This is a genomic window from Seleniivibrio woodruffii (assembly GCF_004339245.1).
Taxonomy (GTDB): Bacteria; Chrysiogenota; Deferribacteres; order Deferribacterales; family Geovibrionaceae; genus Seleniivibrio; species Seleniivibrio woodruffii.
The window spans coordinates 1-16,880 of the sequence record NZ_SMGG01000007.1; the positions used below are offsets into that span (position 1 = coordinate 1).

Annotated in this window: 14 protein-coding genes; 1 reads left to right on the plus strand and 13 read right to left on the minus strand. The window is 48.4% G+C overall.

The genetic code is table 11. The features are described from left to right. Window positions 1-629: 629 nt before the first annotated feature. Together aroC and crcB are read right to left on the minus strand one after the other, a co-directional pair. A complete protein-coding gene (aroC, locus tag C8D98_RS12460; RefSeq protein ID WP_132874500.1) occupies window positions 630-1,697 on the minus strand; it encodes a chorismate synthase in 1,068 nt (355 codons plus the stop codon). A gap of 12 nt (window positions 1,698-1,709) precedes the next feature. Beyond that, the gene (crcB, locus tag C8D98_RS12465; RefSeq protein WP_132874501.1) at window positions 1,710-2,087 is read right to left on the minus strand and encodes a fluoride efflux transporter CrcB; all 378 of its coding nucleotides are present in this window, start codon (window positions 2,085-2,087) and stop codon (window positions 1,710-1,712) included. A gap of 34 nt (window positions 2,088-2,121) precedes the next feature. Between crcB and C8D98_RS12470 the strand changes: the two genes are divergently transcribed. Then, on the plus strand, window positions 2,122-2,385 hold the full coding sequence (locus tag C8D98_RS12470) for a hypothetical protein (protein WP_132874502.1): 264 nt from the start codon (window positions 2,122-2,124) through the stop codon (window positions 2,383-2,385). Here C8D98_RS12470 and C8D98_RS12475 read toward each other — a convergent pair. The 11 genes from C8D98_RS12475 to C8D98_RS12525 form a co-directional block, all read right to left on the minus strand. Next, window positions 2,372-4,555: a heavy metal translocating P-type ATPase gene (locus tag C8D98_RS12475; RefSeq protein ID WP_132874503.1), complete on the minus strand. Its 2,184-nt coding sequence runs from the start codon at window positions 4,553-4,555 to the stop codon at window positions 2,372-2,374. The genes C8D98_RS12470 and C8D98_RS12475 overlap by 14 nt on opposite strands. 91 nt (window positions 4,556-4,646) lie before the next feature. Then, entirely contained in the window at window positions 4,647-6,983 is a 2,337-nt protein-coding gene (gene lon / locus C8D98_RS12480; protein ID WP_132874504.1) for an endopeptidase La, read from the minus strand. Between the two features lie 21 nt (window positions 6,984-7,004). Further along, on the minus strand, window positions 7,005-7,412 hold the full coding sequence (locus tag C8D98_RS12485) for an Hsp20/alpha crystallin family protein (RefSeq protein ID WP_132874505.1): 408 nt from the start codon (window positions 7,410-7,412) through the stop codon (window positions 7,005-7,007). A gap of 20 nt (window positions 7,413-7,432) precedes the next feature. Then, window positions 7,433-8,296, minus strand: coding sequence for a UTP--glucose-1-phosphate uridylyltransferase GalU (gene galU / locus C8D98_RS12490; RefSeq protein WP_132874506.1), 864 nt, complete (start codon window positions 8,294-8,296; stop codon window positions 7,433-7,435). Continuing rightward, window positions 8,293-9,096 carry an AmmeMemoRadiSam system protein B gene (amrB, locus tag C8D98_RS12495; protein ID WP_132874507.1) on the minus strand — a complete coding sequence of 268 codons (804 nt, stop codon included), beginning with the start codon at window positions 9,094-9,096 and terminating at the stop codon, window positions 8,293-8,295. The genes galU and amrB overlap by 4 nt, the downstream gene beginning before the upstream one ends. Continuing rightward, window positions 9,075-9,890 (minus strand): hypothetical protein, encoded by an 816-nt coding sequence (locus C8D98_RS12500; RefSeq protein WP_132874508.1) that lies wholly within the window; start codon window positions 9,888-9,890, stop codon window positions 9,075-9,077. The genes amrB and C8D98_RS12500 overlap by 22 nt, the downstream gene beginning before the upstream one ends. Before the next feature lies 1 nt (window position 9,891). Continuing rightward, a complete protein-coding gene (gene mqnE, locus C8D98_RS12505; RefSeq protein WP_132874509.1) occupies window positions 9,892-10,902 on the minus strand; it encodes an aminofutalosine synthase MqnE in 1,011 nt (336 codons plus the stop codon). A 94-nt stretch (window positions 10,903-10,996) separates the two neighbouring features. Next, window positions 10,997-12,301: a GGDEF domain-containing response regulator gene (locus C8D98_RS12510; protein ID WP_132874510.1), complete on the minus strand. Its 1,305-nt coding sequence runs from the start codon at window positions 12,299-12,301 to the stop codon at window positions 10,997-10,999. A 118-nt stretch (window positions 12,302-12,419) separates the two neighbouring features. Beyond that, the gene (gene nhaB, locus C8D98_RS12515; RefSeq protein WP_132874511.1) at window positions 12,420-13,958 is read right to left on the minus strand and encodes a sodium/proton antiporter NhaB; all 1,539 of its coding nucleotides are present in this window, start codon (window positions 13,956-13,958) and stop codon (window positions 12,420-12,422) included. 97 nt (window positions 13,959-14,055) lie between these two features. Beyond that, the gene (nhaB, locus tag C8D98_RS12520; protein ID WP_132874512.1) at window positions 14,056-15,585 is read right to left on the minus strand and encodes a sodium/proton antiporter NhaB; all 1,530 of its coding nucleotides are present in this window, start codon (window positions 15,583-15,585) and stop codon (window positions 14,056-14,058) included. Between the two features lie 116 nt (window positions 15,586-15,701). Then, window positions 15,702-16,880 (minus strand): molybdopterin molybdotransferase MoeA, encoded by a 1,179-nt coding sequence (locus C8D98_RS12525; protein ID WP_165871330.1) that lies wholly within the window; start codon window positions 16,878-16,880, stop codon window positions 15,702-15,704.

Below are 16,880 nucleotides of genomic sequence, written 5' to 3' on the forward strand. Positions count from 1 at the left end.
GCCAGCGTTCGTTCTGAGCCAGGATCAAACTCTCCATCCGAACTCTGTATAAATCTTTTTATCACATATCGACCTTATTCTGTTGTCAAACATCAGTGGAACCCACCTGAACCATTCCTGATCCAACCAAGCCCCGGAGACTTTAAATCCCCTTTGCAGGGGAGGATTAACTTACCTGATTCCCTTTCGAAAGTCAAGAAGTTTTTTTAAACTTTCTTTTTTCCTTCCGTCCGGCCCATCAAGCATCCCGCTCTCTCAAGCGGCTGGTGAATCTATCAAATATACCCACCGTTGTCAATCTCTTTTTTATAAAATCTAACATCTTTTTTTTCAACCCCCTCAAAGGCCTTAACCTTCTCAGGAGTCGGTGAGCTTACTTTATTCAGCCCGCCTTGTCAACCACTTTTTTTGCTCTTCTAAGAATTCTTTTCAGCACCCTTTTAAAAAGCAATCGGCATCTTGCGATGCCGCTTTCTAACATCTTTTCCGTCTGAACCTTTTCACCATTCAAGGTGTGGTGTCCGGCGGAGATGTGTTATAGCCAATCCGGCTTATGAAGTCAATAACTTATTTCATTTTTTTTAACATTTTTCTACAAGCCCTGTCAGGGGCGCATCACGGCCTTATCCTTATTTAGTGAAGAACTTAGCTACAGCTCTGTCAGACATTATCAGGTCAAGGACAGTGACAGCCGACATGGCCTCTGCAACCGGAACGACACGGGGTGCGACGCAGGGATCGTGGCGTCCTTCGGTTATTATTGTCTTCTCATTGCCGTACAGATCGATACCCTGCTTGGGCACGGTAATGGAGCTGGCGGGTTTTACAACGAAGCGGAACACTATGTCCTGTCCGCTGGCTATGCCGCCCAGAGTTCCCCCTGCGTTGTTTGAAAGGAAGCCGTATTTGGTGACCTCGTCGTTATGTTCGCTGCCCCTCATGAGAGCCGCCTGAAATCCGCTTCCGAACTCGATACCCTTAACGGCAGGAATGGACATTATAGCTTTCGCAAGGTTTGCGTTCAGTCTGTCAAACACGGGTTCGCCCACGCCCACAGGTACACCCTTCACAGTTACCTCGACTATTGCGCCCACAGAATCACCGTCCTGTTTCGCATCAAGTATATAGTCTGTCATTGCCTGAACCGCATCAGGGTCGCAGGTGCGTATGATATTCTTCTCTATATAGTCAAAATCTTTTTTAACCGCTTTGTGGGGGCCGACCTGAATAACGTATCCTGTTATAGAGATGCCCAGTTGAGAAAGCACAGCCTTTGCAACTGCGCCGCCGCACACTCTGCCGATTGTCTCACGGGCAGATGAACGGCCGCCGCCTCTGTGGTCACGGATGCCGTATTTGGAGAAATATGTAAAATCCGCATGACCGGGGCGAAACAGATTCTTAACCGCATCATAGTCCTTTGACATCTGATTTTTGTTGAACACCATCATCATTACAGGTGTTCCGGTGGTTCTCCCCTCAAATACGCCGCTGTAGATGTCCACAGTATCGGACTCGTCTCTGGGGGTGGAGACTTCGCTCTGGCCGGGTCTGCGCCTGTCCAGTTCCTTCTGAACATACTCTGTTGAGAGTTCTATGTTGGGGGGGCAGCCGTCTATAACAACGCCGACAGCCTTTCCGTGGCTCTCGCCGAATGTTGTTATGGTAAAAATGTTACCGAATGTATTTCCAGCCATTTAAATCTCCGTTTATGATATTATACTGCGGGCTATGAGCATTCCGCCGTATGCCGCCAGAAGGCTCAGAAAAAGGTTACAGCCTATATATATGAGAGCGGGCACAAAAGAGCCCTCCTCAAGAAGATACATTGTTTCCACTGAAAATGTCGAGAAGGTTGTGAAGCCGCCAAGGACGCCTACGCCTATGAAAAGCCTGATATCCTCGTTCACCACCAGCTTTTCAACAGCCATAACCATCAGAAAGCCTATTATAAATGAACCGGCAACGTTTACGACAACCGTTCCGAAGGGAACTTTTGACGGGAACAGCAGGTTTGTCCATTTAGATGTATAAAACCTTGCAACTGACCCGATGAAGCCGCCTAAGCCGATTAACAAAATTTTCATTTACAAAACCTCATTCCAGTCTTATATAGAAATCATGACATCAATTCAAGGCGTTATTGCAATCTGCATAGTTGCGTTTATTCTGAATCTGCCGTTTGGCTGGCTTAGAACCTACACCAGAAAGTTTTCGCTGGCATGGATCACCTGCGTACACGCCCCCATTCCCGTGGTGGCGATTATACGCATATCCACGAACACTCCATGGACGTATATCCCGCTTTTCCTGCTTTTTTCAGTTGCCGGTCAGCTCATCGGCGCATGGCTGAAAAAGTATTACTACTCCCTCAAAGCTTCTTGATCTTAAGCCTCAGCGAGTTGCTCACCACACTTACAGAAGAGAAAGCCATGGCCACGCCCGCATACATGGGCATCATCCTTATTCCGAAAGCCGGATAGAACACGCCCGCCGCAAGGGGGATCAGCACTATGTTGTATATGAAAGCCCAGAACAGGTTCTGCCTTATGACGTTCAGGGTGTAGCCTGACAGCTTTATGGCTTTGACTATTCTGTCGGTCTTGTCCGCAATAATCGTTATGTCTCCTGACTGCATTGCAACTTCCGTTCCGCCGCTCATGGCAAATCCCACGTCGCTGGCCGCAAGAGCCGCCGCATCGTTTATGCCGTCACCAACCATGGCGACGATATCGCCGTTGTCACGGTATTGATGGAGCTTGTCCAGTTTGCCTTTGGGTGATACTCCGCTGAAGTATTCATAGATACCGAGTTTTTCGGCAACGCTTTTCACGGATTTTTCATTGTCGCCGGAGATTATCACAGGGGTGATGTGCATCTTCTTAAGCTGGGCAACGGTAGCCGCCGCATCCTCTTTAACCGTGTCTGCGACGCCGAACACGCCAACATAGACACCGTCCACAGCCACATAAACATGTGAACCTGCGAAGTCCGAAGGAACAGCCTCGACACCGTTACCGCTGAGGAAATCAAGTTTGCCCACCAGAACCTCACGGCCGTCAACATTTCCTCTCACGCCTTCTCCATCTATATTATGGAAATCAGCCACCAGTTGGGGGTGGATGTTCTTCGATTTTGCATATGTAACCACCGCCTTTGCCAGAGGGTGTTCCGACAGAGACTCAAGGGATGAGGCATATTCAAGAAGTTTCTCCTCGGTATACCCCACTGCAACGTGGACGTCCTCCACTCGGAGCTTTCCGGTGGTAAGGGTTCCGGTCTTATCGAATATCACTCTGTTCACACGGCATGCTTTTTCAAGGGTCTCGCCGTTCTTAACCAGTATCCCCTCGGATGCTCCCCTGCCCGTTGCAACCATTACCGCTGTGGGGGTCGCAAGCCCCATTGCACAGGGACACGCAACGATGAGTACTGAAACGAAGGCCACCAGACTGTTTGTCAGGACAGGTTCGGGGCCGAATATCATCCATGTTCCCAGCGTTGCTCCTGCGATGAGTATCACCACCGGAACAAAGACCGCCGAGAGCTGATCAGCCATGCGCTGAACTTTCGGTTTGGATGCAGTGGCACCCTTTACCGCCTTAATTATGCCCGCAAGCACAGTGTCGGAACCGACTGAGGCGGCATGATAAAGCAGGGTGCCGCTGGTAAGGATCGTTCCGGCATACAGATTGTCGCCCACACGCTTTGAAACAGGAACGGATTCGCCTGTGAGCATGGATTCGTCCACACTGCCCTGCCCGTGTTCCACCACACCGTCAACGGCTATTGAGCCGCCGGGTTTAACACGGATGACATCGCCTATTTTAAGTGACGAGGCGGCAACTTCCCGCTCTCCGTTGTTCTCTATTATGGTAGCGGTCTTGGGTGCGAGGTTCAGAAGTGCCTCTATAGCTCCCGCCGCCTTCTTTTTTGCCCTTGTTTCAAGGAGTTTGCCCAGCAAAATGAACGTGATGATAACTGCTGATGCGTCATAATAAACGTGCGCCGCACCGAGTTTGTAAAAGAAATCATGAAACACTGTGACCGCAGCCGAATAGCCGAATGCGGACAGGGTTCCAAGTGCAAGCAGGGTGTTCATGTCCGAAGTGCGGTTTTTCAGGTTCTTCCATGCAATTTTATAAAATGAGCGCCCGCCGAAGTACATCACATGCAGGGTCAGAAACATCATCACCCAGTTGGTGATCACCATGTATTCGTGGGGCGGCATTATGACCATTGTGAAAAGGAAGACGATGAACGCCACAGGGGCGGTCAGTTTCAGGGATTTAGCGTAATACGCCTCTGTCTCGTCCTCCATGAAGTCCTTATCAGAACCCTTATAGACATAACCGATGCGCTCTATCTCTTCACCGATGGCATCGATATCAGTCACTGCGGGGTCATATTCAACTGCGGCCGAATTAGTCGCCAGATTAACGGAAACGGAGGCTATACCCTCCATCTTGCCGAGCTTCTTCTCGACCCTGCGCACACAGGCGGCACAGGTCATCCCGCCGATATTGACGTTCTTTTCTATAAGTTTTGAGGACATATGAGACTCCGGAAAATATTATTGATACTCAACATCAATATAGAAAAAGCCCTCCTGTTTTGCAAGAGGGCTTTACTGAATATTCAAATATTTAATCTATAAGTGCATGTGGCACGACCTCGTCGAAGGTTGACACATATACTATATCAAGGGATTTTGTGACATACTTCGGCAGTCCACGCAGATCTTTTTCGTTCTTGGCAGGAACCAGAACCTTTTTAATGCCGTGGCGTTTCGCCGCCAGCAGTTTCTCTTTCAGACCGCCGATGGGCAGAACCTTTCCGGTGATGGTTATCTCTCCGGTCATGGCCACACCTTTGTCAACCTTTCTGCCTGTGAGACAAGAAAGGATACAGGTCGCCATAGTTATGCCCGCACTGGGGCCGTCTTTCGGAATAGCGCCCGCAGGAATATGCACATGGAAGTCGAAGTTATCGAAATCGTCCGGGTTAACGCCGTATTTCTCGGCTATGGTGCGGACGTAGGTCATTGCCGCTCTGGATGATTCCTTCATAACATCCCCAAGCTGACCGGTAACGTTCAGAGCACCCTTGCCCTTGTATTTCGTACACTCGATGAACAGGACGTCGCCGCCCACAGGGGTCCACGCAAGACCGGTGACAACGCCGACCTCATTCTCTTTCAGTGCTTCCTCACCGATGAACTTAACCGGCCCGAGAAACTTTTCCAGAGACTTTTCGGTAACTGTGAATGATTCCGACTTGTCTCCCTCAGCTATCTTACGGCCTATTTTCCTGCATACGGTTCCGATGGTGCGCTCAAGGTTTCTCAGTCCGCTCTCCATGGTGTAGCCGGATATAAGCTCGGAAAGTGACTTCTTGGTGAAAATTATCTCGTATTTGTCCAGACCGTTCTCTTTCTTCTGTCTGGGTATCAGATACTTTTCGCATATTTTTATCTTTTCCTCTTCGGTGTAGCCTGGGATGTTGATGATCTCCATCCTGTCTTTCAGCGCCGGAGGAATGGGGTCGAGGTAGTTAGCCGTTGTTATGAACAGTACCTTCGACAGGTCAAACGGCACGCCGAGGTAATGGTCGACAAAGCTGACGTTCTGCACGGGATCGAGAACCTCAAGCAGAGCCGATGAAGGATCGCCTCTGAAATCCGAACCGAGTTTATCTATCTCATCCAGCATAAAAATGGGGTTGTTCGTGCCCGCAGTCTTCATACCTTGAATAATCTTTCCGGGAAGCGCACCGATATAGGTTCTTCTGTGACCTCTTATCTCGGCCTCATCACGTACGCCGCCAAGGGACATACGAACGTATTTTCTGCCCATGGCCTTCGCAACGGACATACCCAGAGAGGTCTTACCTACGCCGGGAGGGCCCGCAAGACAGAGGATTGGGCTTTTCAGGTCATTCTTCAGCTTGCGCAGGGCGAGGAAGTCCAGAATCCTGTCCTTAACCTCTTCCAGCCCGAAATGATCCTCATCCAGAATCTTTTTAGCGTTCTTGATATCTATCATATCCTTGGTGGCCTTGCTCCAGGGTATCTCCACCATCCAGTCGAGATAGGTGCGTGCCACTGTGGATTCAGCCGAATCGGGATGCATCTTCGACAGCCTGTCCAGCTGTTTCATAGCCTCTTCGTTCACCTTCTTCGGCATTTTGCATTTCTTTATCTTCTTGGCATATTCCTCCATCTCCAGCTGGAAATCGTCCTCTTCGCCAAGTTCCTTCTTGATGGCCTTGAGCTGTTCACGGAGGAAATACTCTTTCTGGCTCTTGTCTATCTCGCCTCTGGCATCGTTCATTATCTTCTGCTGAACTTCCAGAATGGATATCTCACGGTTTAGGAGTTCGCCCACCTTCTTAAGTCTGTCCACAGGGTTTTCAATCTCAAGAACCGTCTGTCCCTCGTCCATCTTAAGTCCGAGGTTGGACACTATGATATCTGCCAGTTTGCCCGGCTCCTCAATACTGTCGATAACTGCGAGCAGATCGGGAAGCATGGGTTTGCCGAGGGATACGGCTTTGGTCAGCAGGTCTTTGGAATGGCGCAGAAGAGCCTGAACATCGATGTTCTCCTCTTTAACGTCATCGGCTATCTGCTCAATCTTGACTCTGAGCCCCTGATCGCTCTCAACATAGTCGGTTATCTTCGCACGCTTGATACCCTGAATCAGCAGTTTTACCCTGCTGTCGGGCATCTTGAGCATCCGCAGAATAACGGCCACGGTTCCGACCTTGTAAATCTCTTCCTTCTCCGGATCTTCCACGGAAGCATCCTTCTGACAGGCAAGAAAAATAAGCCTGTCCTCGTTCAAAGCCTCGTTAACTGCGGCGATGCTCTGTTCCCTGCCCACATAAAGGGGCAGTACCATATATGGAAAAACCACGATGTCCCTTACGGGCAGAAGCGGAAGCTCATCGGGTATGTTTATCTCCTGTTCAAACTGTTCCATCCTTGTCCTCCATTAAAATAATCACTCTATCTCACAGGCACATCTGGATATTTTTACGGTGAGAATCCCGTCTTTCAGTTTTGCAGTGGTTTCGGAATCATTTACGCAGAAAGGCAGACGAACCACCCTGCGAAACCATACGGCCTCACGCTCAACACGGATGAACCGCACCATCTCCACCTGCTCTTTGGGTCTCATCCCCTCTATCACCACAAGATCATCCAGCTGATATACGGTGAAATCATCCGCACAAAGCCCCGGAAGCTCAACATACAGAGTAACGTCTCTGTCGCTGATGACTATATCCATTGGCGGCCCCTGAGTTTCCGTCAGGCTGGCCTTTGCCGAATTGGCAAATTTAAGAAGCTCATCCAGTTCCTTTTTGAAGAGTCCGTGGATAAACTTTATTTTCTCTATTCTGTCCTGCATTTGACTCACCTCTCAGGGTGTCAGATTTGCATACCTTTAATAACGTTCATCGCATGCTCACGCATGTCTTCCCTCTCCAGAGCGAAGTTGACAGCCGCCTCGAAAAGACCGAATCTATTGCCGCAGTCGAAACGCTTTCCTTCGAAGTGATAGCCGTAGACCCTGCTCTGTTTTGCAACCTCAAGGATTGCGTCCGTAAGCTGAATCTCCCCGCCTGCACCTCTGGGTATGTTCTCCAGAGCGTCCATGACCTCGTTGGTGAGGATATATCTGCCGATAATGGCAAGATTTGACGGCGGATTCTCTTTCGGTTTCTCCACCATACCCTCAAGCCTCATAAGCCTGTCGTTCACCTTTTCGCCGGGAACGACAATACCGTATTTGCTTGTGTCCCCTTCCGGAACCTCCATAAGGGAGATAACGGATTTTTTGGTCTGGTTGAACTGCTCAATAAGCTGTGCCGTAACCGGTGTCTTGCTCATAATGATATCATCCGGCAGTATCACGGCAAATGGTTCACGTCCCACGGCGTCTCTGGCGCAGAGAACTGCATGGCCGAGGCCTTTGGGGTTCTTCTGGCGGACATAGGTTATGTCACACATTTCGGAGATGCGCTTCATCTCCTCCAGAAGTTCGTTCTTGTTGTTGCCCTCAAGCTGATATTCAAGCTCGGGAGAATAGTCGAAATGATCCTCCAGTGCTCTTTTGCTTCTGGCGGAAACAAATATCACCCTTTCGATACCAGCCGCAATGACTTCCTCAACTGCGTACTGTATCAAAGGTTTATCAATAAGCGTCACCATCTCTTTAGGAATCGATTTTGTCGCAGGCAAAAGTCTGGTTCCGAGCCCCGCAACGGGAAAAACCGCCGTTCTGACCTTCATTCTTCACCCCTGTAATATATAATTCCGGCATAGCCCACCACGCTGTCGTAATCGCCCGAGGCCAGGCCGCTGTGTGTATGTTCCGTAAGTTCCGCCCTGTGCTCCCCGCAAAGTTTGCAATACAGCAAACCGATGTACGCAGGAAACACTCCGCACATTGATATATCATTGCCGACCACAACATTATACAGCATGTTTTCATCGGATTTCAACAGAGCATCTATGGCGAGAGCGTCTTTTTGCTCCGTAATCTGTGCATTTTCGAAGTGATTCATATCAGAACTCACCACAATCAGCACATTTTTGTTCCTAACAGATGAAAATAGTATCTCTGATGCAGTTTTTAAAGTGTTTTTATTGGAATTTTTCACTGTGATGCAGACAATTTTAACGTCAGGCCGCAGAAATCTGAGCATTGGTACAATCACTTCCAGTGAATGCTCCCTGCGGTGAGCCTGTGTGTCACGCTCGAATACCCCCGATGAACAAAGCTCTGCAATGATATCATAATCGGTTTCAACGTCACCGAACGGAGTTTCCCACGAACCTTCGGGAAATACAGAAATTGATGTGCCCTGCCCTGTGTGATTCGGTCCCAGAAGAACAACCGTTTCAGGAATATTCAAGGATGAAAGCGTTCTGAAGGCTGTTGCGCCCGAATAAATGTATCCCGCATGGGGAACAATCGCCATCAGGGCATCTTTTTTGGGTGATAAAGAAGTGTTTTCGTTAAAGAAACGGGAAAGAGTGTTTTTGTCTGCGGGGTAGAAATAGCCCGCTACCGCTGCCTGTCTGCGCATATCTGTTTACCTACCTTGTCAAACCACTCGGAGGACAGCTTAACGGATACGTTGAAATAGCTGAAATCGTTCAGGAGGATCAGCCGTTTATCCAGACTGTTCATCACCCATGGCATTCTGTTTCGGGAGATGACCAGTTCCTTTACCCTTTTAAAGCTGAATTTGTTCAGAAAATGCAGTTTGGAACTTAAAAATGCAAGATTATCGTTGTTTTTATTACCGATTACAACCAGTCTGTTGCCCGAACGGCAAAGCTCGACCCTGTGGCCGTCCTCCATAAAGATTATGTAGTCGTTGCCCAGAGCCTGATTAATATCGAAATCCGTGTCATACATGGACAGTTTTTCACTGCCCGCCACAAACTCCATGTAGCCCGTGACTATGACGGCGTTTCCGTTATCTTCGGCGATGGCCGAAAAGCTGGATGCGCTGGAAATTTTTTGTGTGGAGGTGTAGGTGTCCTCAATGGCCTGCCGCCTGAAAAGCGAAAGATCCACAATATCTCCGGCCGACAGCCCCCTTGATATGCTGCCCAGCTCGAATGAAACCGCACGGACGCTGAACCCCGACAGAAAGCCTTTTTTCATTTTCATGAATCTTTTGGAATTTCCCAGACCGGGCTCGTCCTGAAAAAAAGTTTTGTAGGTTCCGTTATAAAAAACATGAACCGTTTCCGCAGATATGTCGGGAAACTGCTCGTTTCGAACAAGTTTCACGTCGAAACCTCTGTTGCGGACGTTCTCTGCAACTTTCAGCAGGTTCGGGGAGGGGTTTAGGAATATATAATCAGCCATATCAGCCGTATACCTTTATTTCGTTATAGAATGCGTCCCGCTCAACGGCTATCAGCCCTGCGGAACGGGCAAAATCGGCCATTTCGGCCACTGTAAGCCCTTCGCTGCTCTTTGCTCCTGCGGCGTGGGTTATGTTCTCTTTAACAACCGTGCCGTCCAGATCGTCCGCACCGAAACGCAGAGCCACCTGTGCCGTTTTTTCGCCCAGCATCACCCAGTATGCCTTTATGTGGGGCACGTTGTCCAGAACAATGCGGGAAACTGCGATGGTCTTGAGGTCTTCAACACCTGTGGAAGGCGGAACGTCCTTAAGGAAGGTGTTCTCCGGATGGAACGAAAGAGCGATGAAAGCCTGAATGCCCCCTGTCTCCTCCTGCAAAGCACGAAGGGTTTCCAGATGGCGCATTTTATGTTCGTCATTCTCAATATGTCCGTAAAGCATTGTCGCATTTGTCACAATACCAAGCCCGTGAGCTTCCCTGTGTATCTCAAGCCATCTTTCGGCGGGTATCTTTTCAGGGCAGATCACGCTTCTGACCTCCGGAGCGAATATCTCCGCACCGCCGCCGGGCATCATCTCAAGTCCTGCCGTTTTCAGTGCTTTCAGAACTTCAAGAACAGAAAGACCTGATATCTTTGAAAAATAGTCTATTTCAACTGCGCTGAACGCCTTGATGGTCTTGTCGGGGTAGGCAGTTTTAAGTGCATGTACTGCTTCGGTGTAAAATTTGAAGGGTTTGTCGGGGTGCAGACCGCCGACCATGTGTATCTCTCTGGCATCGGGCGCTTTCTCTTCCACATAGCGAACCATGTGGTCGATTTCATAAAGATAAGCTCCCGTATCCCCTGTGTCCTTTGCGAATGCGCAGAAGCGACATTTGCTTACACAGATATTGGTATAGTTGAGGTGAAGGTTGCGGACAAAAAAGGTTTTTTTGCCCCACATTTTATGTCTTATATCATCCGCCTGTCTGCCAAGCGTAAGAAAGTCTTTCGCAAATAGATTTTCCACTTGCCACATCTCCAGATAACGCCGGAATCATAAAAACAGCGTAAGGGAAAAACTAACACAGGGGAGCACTTTAATCAATATTAAACTGAAAAGCTCACATGCTGCATTTGAATGAACCGCCCTCGAACACCTGAGCATTGTTCCGTCCTTTGCTCTTGGCTTCGTAAAGGGCGATATCAGCTTTCTGAACAAAGCTGTCGATGGTATCAGTTTCCGCAAACTCGGCAACGCCGAAACTGCAGGTAACCTCTTTGCAGACGGGGAAATCGTATGACGCTATTGAGTTGCGCAGTCTGTCAGCGATTTCGAAAGCACCTTCAACGTCTGTTCCGGGCATAAGAACTGCAAACTCCTCGCCGCCGTAGCGTGCCAGAATATCGGTCTTCCGGATTCCCTTGCGGATCAGATCTGTCAGATTTATCAGAACCTTGTCACCAACCGAGTGACCATAGATATCGTTTATGTTTTTAAAGTAGTCCGCATCCATCATTATAAGGGAGAGCTTCTGCTGATATCTCTGAACCCTCTCAACCTCTTTTTCCAGTTCGTCGAAGAACTTTTTACGGTTGTAGACCTTCGTGAGCGGATCCTGCATTGAAAGTATCATATAGAGCTGTTTCTCCATCTCCAGATGGGTAACATCGGCAAAGGAGAGCAGGTATTCTCTTTTTCCGGGTACATGTCTGACAGTGAGAATAAATGTTGTCTCATCATCCTCAGCGCCGGAATCGGGCTTCATCACCACAATGCGGCTGGTCTGCCTGTCGTCTGCGGCGGTTGCTATCCATTCGGAAATATTCTTGCCGGCATAGAAGGAGTCGTCCTTGGTAACAAAAACGTTTTCCAGACTGCCGTACCTGAGTCTGAAATCCTCAAGTCCGGTGCAGCGGAGGAAACTTAAAAAAGAATCGTTGATGTATGTGCAGGTTGAGCCGTCTGTGGTTGCAAGAAAGTTGGGGTTGAGATCCATTACCTCACGGAGAAACTTGTTCTGCTGCTCAAGCTGACGGCGATAGAGCACCGCCGAAGACAGGTTCAGAATGACTTTCATAAGGTCACGGAAATCCACCGGCTTTTTGATGTATTTGTCAACGCCGACATCAATGGCCTTCAGCAGAAACTCCTCGTCGTTGTGCCCTGTGGTGATCACGATGGGAATGTCGGGAGACAGTTCCTTAATCTTTCTGGACATCGTAAGTCCGTCCATAACAGGCATACGGATATCCGTCACTACTATGTCGGGTCTGTGCTTTTCAAAAAGCTCCAGTCCTTCCTGTCCGTTGGCCGCCAGATATATGGTGCCGGAACGACGCTGGAAAAACCGCTGCAGTCCCTCTCTTATAGCGGGTTCGTCCTCAACATAAAGAATTGATATGTGTAAAAATCTATCATCCTGCATTGATCACCGTTAATAAAGTCTAACATTATTTTGTGTATATACAAAGCTAAATCATACATAAAAGATGCAAAATGAAGAGACCTGCCAGAATGGGCAGGTCTCTTTAATTATCAGCAGATTACAAAAGATACATTGTTGCCAGATAGCCGGTGATGCTCATTACGATGGTATATGGCAGAGCAAGCTTCACCATTTCCATGTATGACAGTCTGATAACCGGAGCGAGTGCGGAGGTCAAAAGGAACAGAAAAGCCGCCTGACCGTTGGGCGTGGCAACCGAAGGAATGTTGGTTCCCATGTTGATTGATACCGCAAGTTTTGCCAGATGTTCCAGCTTCTGGAAGTTCTCAGGAGAAAGATCGTTCGCATGATGTCCGAGCAGAGGAGCGACATCCTTGAAGTGGCTCATCGTCTCGTTCATGTATACCGTAGCAACAAAAACGTTGTCGGAAATTGCGGAAAGCACACCGTTTGCTATGAAATATGCCCCGAGCTGAGTGTTGCCTTCAAGGCTCAGAACGTATCCGATGATGGGCTTGAAAAGATTCTGATCGTGTATCACCGCAACGATGGCGAAGAAAACCACCAGCAGAGCTGTGAAAGGAAGCGACTCTGTGAATGCGTGGCCGATCTCGTGTTCGCTGATGATGCCGTTGAGAGCTGTCAGCAGAACTATCAGCGTAAGACCTATCACCCCCACCTCTGCAAGGTGCAGAGCGAGTGCAAGAACCAGCAGACAGCCAAGAACACCCTGAATGATAAGTTTCAGTTTTTTGGAGCCGTCCATCTTCTCGGCCTCTTTTTCGACGTTCTTTTTCAGAATGTCGTAGACCGTTTGGGGAAGCTGATAGCCGTAGCCCATTATTTTGATCTGCTCAAGCAGAAGACAGGTCAGAAGTCCCACTATGAGAACAGGAATTGACACAGGAGCGGCATGGAAAAAGAAATCGGCAAAATGCCATTTCATCTTCTCGCCGATGATAAGGTTCTGAGGCTCGCCAACAAGCGTACAGGCACCGCCCAGAGCAGTACCTACAGCCGCATGCATCATAAGGTTGCGCAGGAAGCCTCTGAACTGGTCAAGGTCGTCCCTGTGCTCCTCGGGTATTCCCTCGTCATTGTCGACGCTGTAGTCGTCTCCGGAAAGGGCTGAGGCGTAGCTGTGGTAGACCTTATAAAAACCGTAAGCAACGGTTATAACCACCGCCGTGACCGTAAGGGCATCCAGAAATGCAGAAAGAAAAGCTCCCGCAAAACAGAAGAAGAGCGACAGAAACATCTTTGAGCGGACGTTTATAAGAAGTCTGGTGAAAATGAACAGGAGCATGTCCTTCATAAAATAGATAGCGGCCACCATGAACATAAGAAGCATGATAACCGGAAAGTTCGCATGCGCCTCATGATAAACGGTTGCAGGGGAGGTCATTCCCAGAAAGACCGCTTCAACTGCCAGAAGACCCGCCGGAGGCAGGGGATAGCAGTTCAGTGCCATTGCCAGAGTAAAGATGAACTCAATTATGAGCACCCAACCTGTAACAAAAGGGCCGACAGTATATAGCAGAACGGGGTTAAGGATCAGAAAGGCCAGAATGGTGAGTTTGTACCACTGGGGGGCTTCACCGAGAAAGTTTCGGGTGAAAATTTTTCCCATATTCATTGCGTATTCTCCTCATACAACTGGAAGACATCACGCAAGTTTACAAAATCACCATTCCAAAAACAAGGCCTAAAAAAGGTAGTTTATTACATTATTTTCACAAGATATACACTGTAGCCAGAAATCCTGTGATGCTCATTACGATGGTATAGGGCAGAGCAAGCTTAACCATTTCCAGATACGAAAGCCTGATCAGCGGAGCCAGTGCCGATGTGAGCAGGAACAGGAAAGCCGCCTGACCGTTGGGCGTCGCAACCGAGGGGATATTTGTTCCGGTGTTTATGGATGCCGCAAGTTTTGAAAGATGAACTATTCTCGCCTGCTGTTCGGGTGTTGCATTTTCGGGAGAGCCGAGCAGAGGAACTATATCCTTGAAGTTGCTGATGGTCTCGTTCATATATACCGTGGCCACAAAAACGTTGTCAGAGACAGCGGAAAGAACCCCGTTTGCAACGAAATATGCGCCGAGCTGAGCGTTTCCGGACATACCCAGAACGTAATCTGTCACGGGTTTGAACAGGTGTTGATCATGTATTACGGCAACAACTGCGAAGAAGACCACCAGAAGAGCTGTGAACGGCAGAGACTCCGTGAACGCATGGCCTATTTCATGTTCGCTGATAACACCGTTAAAGGCGCACAGCAGAACTATCAGGAAAAGACCGATGACCCCGACCTCCGCCAGATGCAGAGCCAGAGAAAGAACCAGCAGAACGCCGACAACGCCCTGAACAATAAGTTTCATTCTGCCTGATGCATCAAGCTGTTCGGCCTGCTTCTCAACATTCTTTCTGAGGACGTTATAAACGTTTTCAGGAAGCTGAAATCCATAGCCCATTATCTTTGTCTTTTCAAGAAACATACAGGTGGCAAGCCCTGCGAAAAGCACAGGGAAGGTGACTTTATAGGTTTGAATGACGAAATCTGCGAAGTGCCATTTCATCTTTTCAGCGATTATCAGGTTCTGAGGTTCGCCAACCATTGTGGTTACACCGCCGAGAGCCGTTCCCACAGCCGCATGCATCATAAGGTTGCGCAGAAATCCCTTGAACTGCTCCAGATCCTGTTTGTGGGATTCAATAACCAGCGAGTCATCATCAACAGAATAGTTTTCAGATTCCGTATCTGAAACATATGAATGATAAACAGAGTAAAATCCGTATGCAACGGCGATTATCACAGCCGTAACCGTGAGCGCATCCAGAAATGCTGAAAGAAAAGCACTGACCGCACAGAAAAGCAGCGAAAGCATCATCTTTGAACGGACTTTAACAAGGAGTTTAGTAAAAACGAAAAGAAGGCCGTCCTTCATGAAATGTATTCCGGCCACCATAAACATAAGAAGCATTATAACGGGGAAGTTAGCATGAGTTTCGTGATATACCGAAGCGGGTGTTGTCATACCCATCAGAATGGATTCCAGAGCTATAAGTCCTGCGGGAGCAAGTGGATAGCACTTCAGAGCCATAGCAAGGGTGAAGATGAATTCTGCAATTATGATCCAACCTGTAACAAAAGGGCCAAAAGCAAAAAGAAACAGCGGGTTAACAAGCAAAAAGCCCAGAACAGTCATCTTATACCATCCGGGAGCTTCTCCTAAAAAGTTATGTACCAGCAACTTACCCATACACCTCTCCTGAGCGGAAAAATATTCTTGCTGGCGAGTATACACTATGTTTTAACAAAGAACAATATTTATCAGTAATAACCAAATAGAAATATTACAGACATAAAATTTAATTATTACAGAAAAATTGCCTTCGCCCTATCCCCTGTTTTAAGTGTTCCGGTCTCTTCATCGAGAAGAAGAAGAGCGTTGACACGGGCAAAGCTGTTAAAATGCGAAGTTTTCTGTGTGCCCGCATCTGAAGCGGTATACACACCGTTCTGTGCCCTTACGACCGCCCTGTTTATGTCGAACCTTCCCTCTCTTGAGGATGTCCTTCCGTCCATGACAACGCCTATTTCGTCATTTTCAAAAGTTTCATATCCGTAACATTTCTTCAGGAACGGAACGATATAGAAAATAAGATTTGTCATGAATGCGGCGGGGTAACCGGGCATTCCGATAAAAATTCCGCCGTCCTTCTTTGCCGCCATCAGGGGGCTTCCGGGTTTTATGGCTGTGCGGCTGAAAAGTATCTCGTAGCCGCAGGTAGAGAAGACCTCTTTAACATAGTCGTATTTGCCCATGGATATGCCGCCGGAAGAGATGATTATGTCGTATTGGCCGGACATTTTTTCAAACGCCGCCGCAACCTCCTCCTTACTGTCTTTCACATGGCCGAAATATTCATAATCGAATCCGTGTTTGTTGAACATTGATTCAAGGATATATCTGTTAGTGTTGTATACGAAGCCTTTGCGATATTCGTCTCCGGCTTCGAGAATCTCGTCGCCTGTCACAAAAATGCCTATCTTAGGTTTTTTGTAAACCTGAACGCTCCCCTTGCCCAGATAGAACAGAACAGGGAACAGACCGTCTTTGATAACGCTTCCCTTTGAGGCCACAAGATCGCCTGCAAAGTTCTCCTCGCCGATGCTGTTTATGTTCTCGCCAACCTTCGATTCAGGCAGGTGAACTCTGCCGCCTTCTATAACGGCATCCTCGACCCTTGCCACTGCCTCTGCGTTTTCAGGAACGTTGCCTCCGGTCATAACGAAAACGGTTTCATCTCCGTTTATAACGTCTGCACCTTTGCGCCCTGCACCTGTGTCGCCTATGGGATTATAGGTCTCGTGACCGACTATATGCGCATATCCGTCAACGGCGGATTTGCGGCAGTCGGGATAGTCCCTTTCCGTGTGTATGTCCTCCGCCAGAACACGCATAAAGCTGTCTCTGACAGAGACGGTCTCTGTTTCAGGTTTAACGGCTATAGAATAAAGAATTTCTTTGGCTTTCTGTCTGGTGACTCTCAT